Below are 14,574 nucleotides of genomic sequence, written 5' to 3' on the forward strand. Positions count from 1 at the left end.
CAAACAGTTCCTGGACGAGAAACTGCTCGTAAACGGCTGCTAATGTATAACAGGAAAGCAGGTGCAGGCAAAACAGCAGTCACCTGCTTTCCTGATGCACACCCGACCCTCCGGACCCTTGAGGCAAAACAGCTTCTCTGAGCTTTGGAAGGCTAAAAACATTAGAATAATCGGGTTGCTTGATGAATGGCACCCTGGTAAGTTCTAAATCTTCTCCACCGTTCGGAGTCATCCGGAGAAGGGCGACTTGAAGCAGCAAGAATTTAACCCTTGGCTCGTTTAGGCCATTTTTTCTTCTGAAGGCCATTTTCATTCAAATAATCTGGTTACAGGCCGATAGGTTAGCTTTGTAGTAGAATAGGCTGCCCTGCATCGGAAAAGAACGAACTTTGTTACCAGCAGGAGGAAGGCCACGAACAGCGATACTGCTTACACCTTATTCCTTCACAACACAAACCCCTTACTTTTGAAATTCTGCTTCTGCAAACAGGTGAAGCAACCAGGTAAAAATACGAAAACAATAGTTTAAGTTTACAAACAGTAGTTCATTGAAACGCTACCAGGAGGCATGGCTGGTAATGGCAGGCATGAGAGCAACTGACGAATAGTTATACACCTTTAACCTTATCAAGATGAAACATATTTTACTGAGAGAGCTGAGATACGCATTGGTACTCCCTCTATTGCTTTTGATTTGCAGCAGCGCGTTTGCTCAGAGCCACTCCGTGCAGGGTAGAATTACCGACGAGAAAGGCGCTGGCTTGCCTGGTGTAACCGTAATGGAGAAAGGAACGACCCGTGGTGCCGCAACTGATCTGGACGGAAACTTTTCGTTTCAGGCTGGAAGCGGTACAGCTACATTGGTAATTTCTTTTGTAGGCTATACGTCGCAGGAAGTGCCGGTAAACAACCGTGCCACCATTAACATCAGCCTGAGGCCAGATGCCAGAGCCCTTGATGAGGTAGTGGTAGTTGGCTACGGCACCGCCCGTGTGAAAGATATAACCGGTTCTGTGGCACGTGTAGGAGAAAAAGACTTTAACGTGGGCATCAACACCTCCCCGGAGCAACTTATACAAGGTAAAGTAGCCGGTGTGAACATTGTGAACAATAATGGAGCGCCAGGCGGTGAGGTTACCTTCCGGATAAGGGGAACTTCTTCGGTTCGTTCTGGAAACCAGCCGCTCTTTGTAGTAGATGGTGTGCCGCTGGATGGCCGTAACACCAAACCAGCCGCTGCAGCCGGCGAACTGGGCAGCCCGGCAGGCTCTAACCCACTCAACTTCCTGAACCCGAACGATATTGCCACCATCGATGTGCTGAAAGATGCCTCTGCCACCGCTATTTATGGAGCCAGAGGAGCTAACGGTGTGGTAATCATCACCACCAAAAAAGGACAGCAGGGCGCTCCAACACTGAATGTAGATATGTCGACGGGTGTGAGCATGCTGGCCCGCAAACCTGAACTGATGGATGCCAACACGTTCCGTCAGGGCCTTGCTTTGCGCCAGATCGAGAACCGCGATGGTGGCGCCGATGTAGATGCTTTTGATGAGATAATGCGTACGGCGCAAACCCATATCGCCAACGTATCGATGGCCGGTGGTAACGACAAAGCCAACTACCGCCTTTCTGTTGGCTACCACGACCAGGAAGGTATCATCAAAAAATCTGGCTTTAAAAAGTATACCGGCAGCTTTACCGGCACCTATAGCTTTTTGCCGGAAGACAGGTTAAAAGTAGACGTGAACCTGATTGTAGCGAACACCATCGAGAATGGCGCTCCTATTGGCGAGAACTCTAACGTAAACGGCAGCCTTATTGGTAACACCATCGAGTGGAACCCAACCGTGCCTTTCAGAAATACAGATGGCACCTTTGTGCAACGGTTGTTTGGCACCAGCGTTTCGGGCTTGCCAACTAACCCGGCTGCTCTGCTCGAGTATTACAACGATGTTACGAACATTACCAATGTGCTCGGTAACGTAGGGGCCACCTTTAACATTGTAAAAGGCCTCGACTACAGAGCCAGCCTCGGTGTAAACCAGTCAAAAGGTAACAGAGCCATCGATACTTCCGGCGATCTGTTTCTTTCTACTATAACCGATATCGGTCTGGCGGTGGTTAATAACTCTACGCTCACCAGCAGCACCCTGACCCACACCTTAAACTATAACAACCAGGTAACCGATGGCCTGACCTTAGACCTGTTGGCAGGTTACGAGTACCAGACTTACAAGAACAGAAACTTTAATATTACCGCCCGAGGCTTTACCTCCTTCGACCTGCGCGGAACCGACATATTACAGAACGCCAGAAGAGACCAGGTAAACATCAGCTCGTACCAGGACCCTACCAATGAGATTCAGTCGTTCTTTGGTCGTGCCAACCTGAACTTCTCCGACCGCTACCTGATTACGGCTACCATGCGGGCCGATGGCTCTACCAAGTTCGGTAGCAACAACAAGTATGGTTACTTTCCATCGTTTGCCGGTGCCTGGGTGCTGTCTGAGGAGCAGTTTATGGCCGGATCGGAAAAGCTGAGCAACCTGAAACTGAGACTGGGCTGGGGTAAAACAGGTAACCAGGAGTTCCCGGCAGGTTCGTCGCAGGAGCGGTATGAGTTCGGGCTGCAAAGCATTGCGCTGGCTAACGTAGCCAACCCCGACCTGAGGTGGGAAACCACAGAGGCCATTAACCTGGGCTTAGACTTCGGGTTCTTTAACAACAGGATAAACGGTACCATCGAGTTTTTCGATAAAGCCACCAAAGACCTGCTGTTCAGGCTGCCTGCGCTACAACCTGCCCCGGCTGCCAACTACTGGACCAACCTGCCGGCCACTGTTAAAAACACCGGCGTGGAACTGTTGCTTAGTGCACTGGTTATAGAGAACGAGAAATGGATGTGGGAAGTAGGCATGAACGCCACCTATCTGAAAAACCGCTTCGAAGATTATACCGGTGCTCCTGTGCTAACCGGCCAGATAAACGGCAACGGCCTGGGCGAAGGCAGCAACAGCCAGCGCCTGGCAAACGGCCAGCCACTGTTCGCTTTCCACATGCGCGAGTTCCTTGGCTTCGACGATAACGGTGCAGCGCAATACAGCCAGGAGGCGAGCTTTGTAGGCGACCCGAACCCAAAATACCTGTTGGGCATCAACACAAACCTGAGCAGAGGCAAGTTTACGTTTAACATGAACTTTAACGGGGCCTTTGGTCACCAGCTTTATAACAACACAGCCAACGCCGTTATTACGGCAGCCAACTTTGGCGTAGGCCGCAACGCCACCGCCGAAATAGCCCTTGGCCCCGAAAGCCTGAGCAACTCCAATGTGGTATCGACTCGGTACATGGAGAGCGGAAACTTCCTGAGGCTGCAAAGCGCCGCCTTGGGCTACACGCTGGGTAACATTGGCAGCGCCTTCAAAAATGCTCGTTTGTACCTCACTGGCCAGAACCTGTTGCTCTTTACAAAGTACAGCGGCTTCGACCCTGAAGTAAACACAAACCGTGGTGTTGGTGGTGTTCCATCATTCGGTATAGAGTATACGCCTTACCCTATGCCACGAAATTTCACCCTTGGCTTTAATGTTTCTTTCTAACAAAAAGGAGAGTTGAATTTAAAATTGAATAGTAAGCACTGTGTTGTGGGCCAGTAAAGCGAAATAGAAAAATTTTCTGTCCTGTGGTACCGGTGTTCTTATGACCAAACCTGTTAATTTTTAGAAGATGAAATTTATAAGATATATAGCTCTTAGTCTGGTATTGGCCGGTTGCACCGACCTGGCCGAAGAAGTACACTCTGAACTTCCTGCTGACAAAGCGCGGGCATTTCTGGAAGAGAACGTTAACTATGCGTCGATGATGGAGCGGGTGTACCGCGATTTCGACAACCCTTTTGTGCAGCATGGGGCATCGGTGTGGGTAATAGACGAAATTAGTGGCGACGCCATGGTCTGTCCGTCGAGGCCCTCGGGCTGGGACAACGGTGGCGTGTACCGCGACCTGCACCAGCACACCTGGCGCGCCGACCATGCCTACCTGCGGCAGGTGTGGGAGCGTATGAACCGGGGCGTGTTCGATGCTACCAATGTGCTCAACTTTAGCCCTACGCCAGAGGTGGCCGCAGAAGCACGCTTCCTGAGAGCTTACTTCATGTTCACTTTGCTCGACCTGTACGATAGAGTGCCTTATCGGGAGCCGGGCTCTAACCTACTGCTTGCACCGGTGGTGTACTCCGGCACAGAGGCCATCAACTTTATAATTAAAGAAGTGGAGGAGGCCCTGCCGCTATTATCAGATACCGCACCAGCGTACAAAGCTTCTAAAAATGCTGCACATGGTTTCCTGGCCAGGCTCTACCTGAACAAAGGCGTGTATGCCGATCGGGCTAACCCACAGTTCAACAATGCCGACCTGGATAAGGTGATCCAGTATGCCGATGCCATTACAGGCAAGTCCATCAACTTTTATTGGGATAGCTTCGGGCCGGACAACAACACTAAATCAACCGAGTTGCTCTTCACCATCGAGGGGCAGGGTGGCGTACGTTCTCACTCTTTGTACGTACTCTGGAATGCCATTTTCCCTACTGAGATAAACTTGCCTAACGGTGGCGGCTGGAACGGTTTTGCTGCTTTAGGAGATTTTTATGATACCTTCGAGCAGAACGACATCAGGCGATACTATGAGCACCCGATTGTAAAAGCAAGAGGCTACAACGCTGGTTTTCTGGTAGGGCAGCAGTATAATGCTAATGGCGATCCAATCCCGAATGTGGTGTTCACAAAAGAAATTCCTACAATAGTAGGAGCCTCTCTCTGGAATGGTGTGCGCCCGGTGAAATACATTCCGGACTATGCCAACCCAACTGCTGCTGATAACGATTATATCCTGATCCGTTACACCGATGTGTTGCTCATGAAAGCAGAGGCCCTGTTGCGAAAAGGATCAGCCAGCGAAGCCTTGCCAATCGTGAATAATATCAGGACAAACCGGGGCGTTGGCGCTTTCCAGGCGCTCACCCTGGATAACCTGCTGGCAGAACGCGGCCGGGAGCTAAATGCCGAAGGACTGCGCCGAACAGACCTGGTACGATACGGAAAATTCCTGCAGCCCTGGCACCTGAAACCAGCCTCTGACCCGATTCGCCTGGTGTTCCCGGTACCGCCTGCCGATGTGCTCGCCAACCCGAACCTGGAACAGAACCCGGGTTATTAGCGCTCATAGTTACAGAGGTTTCTGAAAACAAAGATGGAGTGCCCGTTTTTCATCAGCAGATGTTGGCGGGTATTCCATCTTTTTTTAGTTTGAAATAGAAGACCTTTTGCAGTATAGAGCCAGGTACAAATTATGCTAATGAAACTGGCCTTCCGGAGCTAAACGAGTCCTGTAGCGGCCTTACACTGTAAGGCCGCTACAGGACAAAGCAGCAAGCCTGGAATCTGGCAGATTGAATGGTTAAGGAGCTTCGCCGAATTAGAAATTAGAAATGGTAAAAAATGTGCTGTAAGGGCTCTTATAGAAGCATCTTTATCAGTTTTTTATGAGGAAGTTGCCCAAGTTTCTTCAACCGTTACGACGGCATTACACTGTAAGCCCGCTACAAAGGTTTTGCTTACAAGATTAGCTCCGGAGGCTTTGCTACTGTTGCTGCACATCCGAAAGGGGGGCTACTTTTTTTGTTCCTGATTTTGAGTTTTTACTTGTTGAAACTGCATCAGGATAAAATAAATGACTAAATAGCGTTAGTAAAATTTCGTTGTTTCATTCATAAATTAGATATTTATGGATGAATAGCATCTAAAGAAATCATATATGTTAAAATTAGGAATATTAGGTCTGGGAGAAGGCAGGAGCACCATGTCTGCCGCTTTGCAAAGTCCGAAATGGGAACTGAAGGTAGTTTGCGACAGAAACCTGGATATGTGTAAGCACAGAGCTAAAGAGTTCGACTTCCACCAGTACACCACCGAATACAGCGACCTGCTTAACGACCCGGAACTGGATGTGATTGCTATCTATACCCCCGATCACCTGCACGCTGAGCATATTAAGCAGGCGCTGCTGGCTGGCAAGCATGTAGTTTGCACCAAGCCGCTGCTCAACGATCTGTCGCAGGCAAAAGAGCTACTGGAGGTAAGTGCAAAGGCTGGTAAAAAACTATTTGTTGGCCAGAGCAGCCGCTTTTTCGAGCCCATGAAAAGACAGCGTGCCGATTATGAAGACGGCCAGATCGGAGACCTGGTGACTATAGAAGCCTACTACCACGCCGACCACCGCTGGTTTCTGGAGAAACCCTGGGCGTTGGAGAAAAGCTTCAGGTGGCTATATGGAGGCCTGAGCCACCCGGTAGACCTGGTGCGCTGGTATATGCCCGACATTGAAGAAGTAATGGGCTACGGCATGCTGAGCCCCAACGGTGTAAAAGGCGGCCTGAAAAACGAAGACACCATGCACTTTATCTTTAAAGCCAAAGATGGCCGTATTGCCCGTGTAAGCGGCGTGTATACCGGGCCGGTGCAGCCTGTTCTCCGCGACAGCGAAATGAGTTGTATCCTGCGCGGCACCGAAGGCTGCAGCCAGGGCGACTACATGGACCTGCGCTATGCCATTACCACGAACACCGGCGAAGAAAAAGTGATTACGTTTGAGCATAAACTGAAGCACTATTTCCGTTTCGAGGGCAAGAGCCACCATGCCGGCGAATACCAGAACTACCTCGAGTATTTCGCTGATTGCATAGCGCAAGACAAAACCGCTTACCCAGACCTGAAAGAAGGCATCGGCACCATTGCCCTGCTCAACGCCATGGAAAAATCGCTGGAGACAGGTGCCCCTGTAAAAGTAGCCGACATACTGCAGCAGCACGACCTGGCCGAACTGCAGGGTGCAGCCGTTTAGGCCATCCGTCCTGTTGGTTCATCTATCCGGAAGCTGCCTGTAGTGCCTTTTGCCTACAGGTAGCTTCTTTATATTTTCTGGTAAACCTTACCAGAAAATACTTGTCCTGCAAAAGCCTTGACCTCAAAAAAGTGTTTTTACCTTCGGAAGGCCTTTTTCATTAGCATAATTTGTTCCTGGCCCGGCAAGCCGCAGATAACTTTATTTTATCCATCGTTTTAACATCTAGGTGTTTCGCGCCAGTATCAGTACTGGAGCGGAACCAACAAGTAAAACCAACCTGATTGTGGAAGATATTTACAGCATTTTAGAGCCAATAGACTTTATAGTTGTGGCGGCCTACCTGGTTATTATAATTGGCTTAGGCTTTTGGGTGAGTTTCCGGAAAAAGAAGGATACCGGCGAAAACCTGTTCCTGGCTGGTCATTCCCTGGGCTGGTCCAGCATTGGTTTTACCATGTGGGGAACAAACGTAGGGCCGTCGATGCTTATTGCCTCGGCCAGTATTGGTTTTACCACGGGCATGGTGGCCGGTAATTTTTCGTGGTACGCCTTTCTGTTTATTTTTCTGCTGGCTGTGGTGTTTGCACCGCGTTACCTGGGTGCCAGGGTGCTCACACTGCCTGAGTTTATGGGCAAGCGCTTCGGGCAATCTACGCGCAGCATTCTGGCCTGGTACACTATTGTAACCGTTCTTATTTCGTGGCTGTCGTTAACTTTGTTTGCCGGCGGTATTCTGGTGAGCCAGATTCTGGACCTGCCGCTCTGGGGTTCGGTAATGGTACTGATTGCCATTGCGGCCTTTTTTACCATAGCAGGTGGTTTAGAGGCCATTGCTTTTACCAACGTTTTCCAGATGATTCTGCTCATTGTGGTGTCGCTGGCGCTAACGGTGGTGGGCGTTATGAAAGCTGGCGGACCAGTGGCTGTTTACGAAGCCGTGCCGGGTGAGTACTGGAACCTGCTGCGCCCCCTCGACGACCCGCACTACCCCTGGGCAGCTATTTTGTTGGGTTACCCGATTATGGGCGTATGGTTCTGGTGCACCGACCAGTCTATGGTGCAGTCGGTGCTGGGGGCCAAAAGCCTGAAGCAGGGGCAACTAGGGGCTAACTTTACCGCCTGGCTCAAAATTCTGGATGTGCCGCTGTTTATTTTGCCTGGCATCGTTTGTTTTATTCTGTACCCCGAACTGGAGAACCCCGATACTGCCTACATGACTATGGTAACACGCCTGTTCCCGGCCGGTATGACGGGCCTGGTGATGGCCGTGCTCATTGCGGCACTGGTAAGTACCATCGACTCGGCCCTGAACTCGCTCAGTACTGTTTTCACGATGGATATTTATGTGAAAAAAGTGAAGCCAGATGCCACCCAAAAAGAAATCGTGAAGATGGGGCGTATTGTAACAGTGGTGGGCTCACTCATCGCCATTGGGTGTAGCCTGGCCATCGATAGTATCAAGGGCCTGAACCTATTCGATGTGTTTCAGTCGGTGCTGAGTTTTATTGCGCCGCCAATGTCGGTCGTGTTTTTGTTCGGAGTCTTCTGGAAAAAGACTACCACCCGCGCTGCCAACTTAATCCTGACGGTTGGTACCGCTTTTAGCATTGGCACAGGAATTTTGTACCTGTGGGTGTTCCCATCCGCTATTTACGATTTCTGGCCGCACTTCCTGCTCTTGTCGTTCTACATTTTTGTAATCCTGAGCGTGTTAGCCTTCCTTATTTCTTACTTCGACAAAAATGCGGAGTTCAGAAGCCAGAATGTGCTTGACTTCAGCAACCTGGTAAAGCCAAGCCGGACCGTGTATGTGTTCTGGCTACTGCTTATCGTGGTTATGGTGAGCCTTTACGTGTTCTTTAACGGGCACTAAAAAGGCTGAAAAAGGCAAGGTTTTTTCATATAAAAATGCCTTATTTACATTTGAATACGAACAAAGGTTTGTGCTCCTGAAAAATGGTGGTAGCAGGGTCAAGAATTTAGCCTTCTGCCGCGAGTTGAAAGCTCGTGGGGGTAATACCTTGAATTATTCAAATGAAAATGGCCTTCCGAAGCATATTTCCGGATTTTATACCCAGGGTGTGGCTGAGATTAACCACAGACTTACACCGCTAAAATCTTCAGCACAACTCTTACTATAAATATTCTATTAGCATACAATTAGTTTAATTATTACCCAGAAATCATGAAATCTATTTCAGTCCGATTCCTATTTGCTATCTTCCTGCTCCTGCCGCTTTTTGCGCTACATGCCCAGGAAACGAAAGTGCAGTACCTGTCCGGCACCGGAAACGACAAAACCGTAGACTGGCAGTTTATGGTAACAGAAGGCCGTAAATCAGGAAAGTGGACGAAAATACCGGTGCCCTCTGTCTGGGAGCAGCAGGGCTTCGGTACGTACAACTACGGCCACGACAAAGACGAGAAGCGCGGCAAAGAGAAAGGCCTGTACAAGTACAGTTTTAAAGTGCCCGCCAACTGGAAGAACAACACGGTAAATATCGTATTCGAAGGTTCCATGACCGATACGGAAGTGAAGCTGAACGGTCAGTTGGCCGGGCCGGTGCACCAGGGTTCTTTTTATCGGTTTAAGTATGATATTACCAACCTTCTTAAGCCCGGAAAAACCAACGTGCTGGAAGTAACCGTAGCCAAGCACTCTGCCAACGAATCGGTAGTGAAAGCGGAGCGCCAGGGCGATTACTGGATTTTTGGCGGTATTTTCCGGCCTGTGTACCTCGAGGCCTTGCCTGTGCAGCACATCGAACGCACCGCCCTAGATGCCAAACACGATGGCAGCTTTGTAGCTGAAGTTAACCTGAAAGGGCTGGCAGGAGCCAATGAAGTGGCAGCCCAGGTTTATACTTTGGATGGCAAGAAAGTAGGCTCTGAATTTAAGACAAGTATAAAACAAGGCGAAACCGTAGCCAGACTGCAAACCAACGTGCCATCGCCAAGCCAGTGGACGCCGGAGTTCCCGAATCTTTACCGCGTTACTTACTCGCTGCTGCAAAACGGCAAGCCAGTGCACACGGTAAGCGAGCGTTTCGGTTTCCGTACTGTCGATTTCCGGGAGCGGGATGGCATTTACGTGAATGGTACTAAAATCAAATTCAAAGGAGTGAACCGCCACTCTTTCCTGCCAGAGTCGGGCAGAACCACCAACAAGAAAAACAGCATTGAAGATGTGCAGCTCATTAAAGAGATGAACATGAATGCGGTGCGCATGTCGCATTACCCACCCGATAAACATTTCCTGGAAGTATGCGACTCGCTTGGCTTATTTGTAATAGACGAGCTAACCGGCTGGCACGATGCTTACGACACAGAAGTTGGTTCTAAACTGGCCAAAGAAATGGTGATCCGCGATGTAAATCACCCTTCCATCGTAATCTGGACCAACGGCAACGAAGGCGGTCATAACTTTGACCTCGACCCTGTGATAGATTCTATGGACATACAGAAGCGCCCCGTAGTGCACCCCTGGCAGAACTTCCGTGGCATAGATACGCAGCACTACACCAACTACAACTACGGCACCGGTTCTTACTTCGAAGGCCGCGATGTGTTCTTCCCGACGGAGTTCCTGCACGGCCTCTACGATGGTGGGCTTGGTGCCGGACTCTACGATTTCTGGGAGCTGATGTGGCAGAAGCCCTTGTCGGCCGGTGGGTTTTTATGGGTGTTTGCTGACGAAGGCCTTGTACGTACCGACAAGAAAGGGCAAATAGATACAGACGGCGACCATGCTCCGGATGGCATCCTGGGGCCGCACAAAGAAAAGGAGGGGAGTTTCTATGCAATCAAAGAAATATGGTCGCCCATTAAATTTGAGCAGCGCGAAATCACGCCTGCCTTCGATGGCACTTTCCGGGTAGAGAACCGTTACTTCTACACCAACCTCGACCAATGCACCTATTCCTATAAACTGGCGCAGCTGCCAGAACCGAACAGCACCCGCAAGGCCGAAACCAAAACAGGCACCTTTAAAGCGCCTGCCATAGCACCCAGCGACAAAGGCACACTGGCGCTGCAACTCCCCAACGACTGGCAAAATTTTGATGTGCTTTACATCACGGCCACTGACCCGCACCAGCAAGAGATCTTTACCTGGAGCTGGCCCATTACACGCCCTGCCACCATAGCAGAGCGCATCGTTACAAAAGATGGTACACAAAAAGCAAGTTTCCAGGAGTCTGGCAACATCGTTACGGTGTCTGCCAATGGCGTTCAGGTAAGCTTCGACAAAACAACCGGCCTGTTACAGCAGGTGAAAAATCCGAAAGGTGTGATTCCGTTTGCCAACGGACCGATACCTGCCGAAGGCGAATCGGGTTTCCAGAAGCTGAACGTGGCGCAGGAGGGCAATAATGTGGTAATTAAGTACGATATCGCTGAAAAGAAACAGTTCAAAACCCTGCAATGGACCATGCATCCGTCAGGCTGGCTGCAATTGGACGTGGAGTACCTGACCTACAAAGGTGATGAAAACGACCAGTTAGGCGAACATTCCGATTTCCTGGGTATTAACTTCTCTTTCCCTGAAGACCAGGTGAAGGGTGTGCAGTGGCTGGGCAATGGCCCGTACAGAGTCTGGAAGAACCGCCTGCATGGCAACAAATTCGATATCTGGACGAAGAAATACAACAACACTACTACCGGGCATATTGGCTCTGGTCATACACGATTCGAGTATCCGGAGTTTAAGGGTTATCACTCGAACATGTACTGGATGAAACTGCTGACCACGTCGCAGCCTTTTACGGTGGTAACCGATCAGGAAGATATTTTCCTGCGGTTATTTACGCCAGCCACTACACCCGAGAAAACCTACCACACGGCCCCGCCTTTCCCGAAGGGCGATATTTCCTTTATGCATGGCATTACGCCGATTGGTACCAAATCGCAGAAGCCTGAGTACCTGGGCAATTCCGGTCGTCAGAATAACTACTTCGACTACTGGAGATCGCGCCCGAAACAAATGACGCTTTACTTTAACTTCTCCGAAGACCAGGTTAATACGAATCTGGCTACCAGCAAAAAGTAGCCGGAGCCAATTCTTGCCCCAAAAAGCCCTTGCCACGGTAAGGGCTTTTTTGCCTTTGGAAGGGTGTTTTGATTAGAATAATTCATGCCACGGATAGGGCATGCTGGAGGTAAGGTTTGTGTTTGGAGTAGGAAGGAGCCAGCTGGGATTTTAGTGTTAGCTGGTAAACTAGGAGCTTAAGAGCTAATTTCTTATCTTATAGCACCATTTTATCTGTTGTGCAGCCTGCAATCTGGTTCTGTGAGGGAATAGTGCACAAAGAGACACTCTGCAATTTTGGATGGTAATCTATTTAATACTTGGTGCATAGTGCAGATAAGCGTAGGTTTACTACTGTTATCTAGTAGTTACTTGTAATAAATAATTATGAACTCAGATAGAGATTGGGTAGAAGAATTGATAGGTGTTTGTGAAAAGAATACTTTAGATAAAGTTATCGAATGGCTGGGGCAAATAATTAGAACCGATACTGACCATAAAAAAGACCCAATATATTTTCTTAAGCCAAATAACCCAAGGATAGAAAGGATAATTGTAAATACACAGAATGAACAATTAGACAGAATTGGAATAGAAGGAAATAAGTTCTCACTTACATTTGAGTTTCTTAGCGGACTCACTGACGGATATAAAAGAACTTTCAATACTTATGACCCCATATACGACGAGCAGTACATGTTTTATCCTACGAAAAAAGAATTTCCGTTCGTAGCGTTTGATAGTTGGATTCCTGAAGAAGAGCAAAAAAAGAGTTTAGAAACTATCGCATTTAGAGAAGTGAATTTCTACTTTGGTAAGAATAAAGTTCCATATCATTATAGAGACGGTTGGATTTTAGAAGACCGTCAAAACATATAAAAATTACAGCAAGTAACCCAGTATATACTTCATGCTTCGGCTAAAGCCTCGCAAGTCGTATATACTAGCACCGTTAGCTGTGATTTTAGGACGACCGCAATGAACAGAACGACACTGACGAAAATATTATCAAATTCAACTTTTGCCGACACGACAATTCCATACAGGACATTTGTTGACGAAGACAAAAGACTAATTGCAGTTGCAAACTCATTTTCTACTCAATGGTCAGGTCGAAACATCTCTATTTGGTCAACATCTATACTGCTCTATGACCTTGACACTTTAGAACTAAAGAATTTCGTTGACAATCTAGACTATCCAGTAAATGACCTTTCATTTCATCCAAAAGAAAAAAACATTGCTCTTGGAATAGGTCGTTATGACGGTGGTGCTTATTATGAAGGTGAACTTTTACTCTGGAATTATGAAACTAATGAGCTTAATTCCATCCTGGCGGACAACAGAGAAGTTATCAAATGTTCATTCAGCCCAAACGGAGACAAACTCTCCTTTACCCTAAATCCTACAGACGACCTTGATTGCCCTGACTACACAGACAAACAATACGACCTTGACTTCCCCATTCTAACTAAAATCAAATTAGACAATTTAAGCCCCGTTTTAGTAAACGACCACATTGACAATTTCAATATCGAAGATTACAATAACAGACTAAGTAATGCCGACAGGGTATTGACCGATATTTCAAATCAGAAGAAACAAGTTTACAAAAACCGAAATTTAATTTGGGACATAGTATTTATTAGCAAGAATGAAATTGCATTAGCAAGAAACAACGCAACCGTTGAAATATGGAACATTGACACAGGAACAGTTAGAGAAATTAAATTGTTTAACAATGGCGACTGTGTTGAACTATTCTTCAACTCATCTAACAACTCACTACTCGTAAACCTATGGAGTAGAGATTTTCAATCTGAAAACACGAACGAATTATTTTCTATTGATCTTTCAAATTTAGAATTTCAAGAAGTAATCAATTGCAGTCATATCATTTCAAAAAGCAAAAACAATTATTTTTTAGCACGGCAAGTTGACCATTCAGAGAAAACGAAAAAGGACTTTATTCTTAACCCAAGCTATAAAGTTGTTTTTGAAAAACGCATTGGGCATTATGACTTATTTAATCACTATTTAAGAATTGACAACAGCGAATTGCTTTATTATTTAGTAGGCAATCCGAAGGAGCAGTACCAAAATAAAACCTTGTGTTCTATAAATCCAGGGACGTTTGAAATAAAAGAAGTTTGGCAATTAGAAAAACAACCTAATCACTTCAATGACTTAAACGGGATTAAAATCAATGATTACATAATAATAAGTGGTAAGGTTTATTCCTCAAACAGAAATCCTTACGACACACAAGAATTATTCTGTATAGACTTGGTGACCAAAAAAGAAAAATGGTTGAAAACTGTTGGTAGTCAGGTATGTTCATTCGCAATTCTTGACAACAATTCGACATTAGTTTTAGCTTTGACTAATGGACAAATTGAGTTAATTGAAAGTGAAAACGGCAAGACAATAGAAGTCATTAACAGAAGCAAAAATCAATCATTTGCAAGACCATTATCGCTTGCGACCTTTGACAATAAAATTGCGGTTGGACTAACAAACGGACAAATTGAAATATATGAAAGATAGAAAAACGGCATATAACAGCAGCTACCCAAAAGTGGCGGTTCAGTGGTTAAATCAAGCTTTGTGCTTCTATCAAAGTTTCTGCTTGGTTGACAGTG

General features: G+C 47.3%; 7 protein-coding genes. All 7 read left to right on the forward strand.

Annotated features, from left to right (window positions below):
• The first annotated feature begins 632 nt into the window (after positions 1–632).
• The 7 genes from FVR03_RS10185 (at position 633) to FVR03_RS10215 (ending at position 14,479) form a co-directional block, all read left to right on the forward strand.
• Positions 633–3,602 (forward strand): SusC/RagA family TonB-linked outer membrane protein, encoded by a 2,970-nt coding sequence (locus FVR03_RS10185; RefSeq protein WP_147921645.1) that lies wholly within the window; start codon positions 633–635, stop codon positions 3,600–3,602.
• A gap of 127 nt (positions 3,603–3,729) precedes the next feature.
• Positions 3,730–5,220, forward strand: a complete 1,491-nt coding sequence (locus tag FVR03_RS10190; protein WP_147921646.1) for a RagB/SusD family nutrient uptake outer membrane protein — start codon at positions 3,730–3,732, stop codon at positions 5,218–5,220.
• 597 nt (positions 5,221–5,817) lie between these two features.
• A complete protein-coding gene (locus FVR03_RS10195) occupies positions 5,818–6,903 on the forward strand; it encodes a Gfo/Idh/MocA family protein (protein ID WP_147921647.1) in 1,086 nt (361 codons plus the stop codon).
• A gap of 286 nt (positions 6,904–7,189) precedes the next feature.
• Positions 7,190–8,779 (forward strand): sodium:solute symporter, encoded by a 1,590-nt coding sequence (locus tag FVR03_RS10200; RefSeq protein ID WP_222707206.1) that lies wholly within the window; start codon positions 7,190–7,192, stop codon positions 8,777–8,779.
• A gap of 312 nt (positions 8,780–9,091) precedes the next feature.
• Positions 9,092–11,953, forward strand: coding sequence for a glycoside hydrolase family 2 TIM barrel-domain containing protein (locus FVR03_RS10205; RefSeq protein ID WP_147921648.1), 2,862 nt, complete (start codon positions 9,092–9,094; stop codon positions 11,951–11,953).
• Between the two features lie 366 nt (positions 11,954–12,319).
• A complete protein-coding gene (locus FVR03_RS10210; RefSeq protein ID WP_147921649.1) occupies positions 12,320–12,811 on the forward strand; it encodes a hypothetical protein in 492 nt (163 codons plus the stop codon).
• Between the two features lie 99 nt (positions 12,812–12,910).
• Positions 12,911–14,479, forward strand: a complete 1,569-nt coding sequence (locus FVR03_RS10215; protein WP_147921650.1) for a hypothetical protein — start codon at positions 12,911–12,913, stop codon at positions 14,477–14,479.
• The last annotated feature ends 95 nt before the right edge of the window (positions 14,480–14,574 follow it).

The organism is Pontibacter qinzhouensis, assembly GCF_008017455.1.
Taxonomy (GTDB): Bacteria; Bacteroidota; Bacteroidia; order Cytophagales; family Hymenobacteraceae; genus Pontibacter; species Pontibacter qinzhouensis.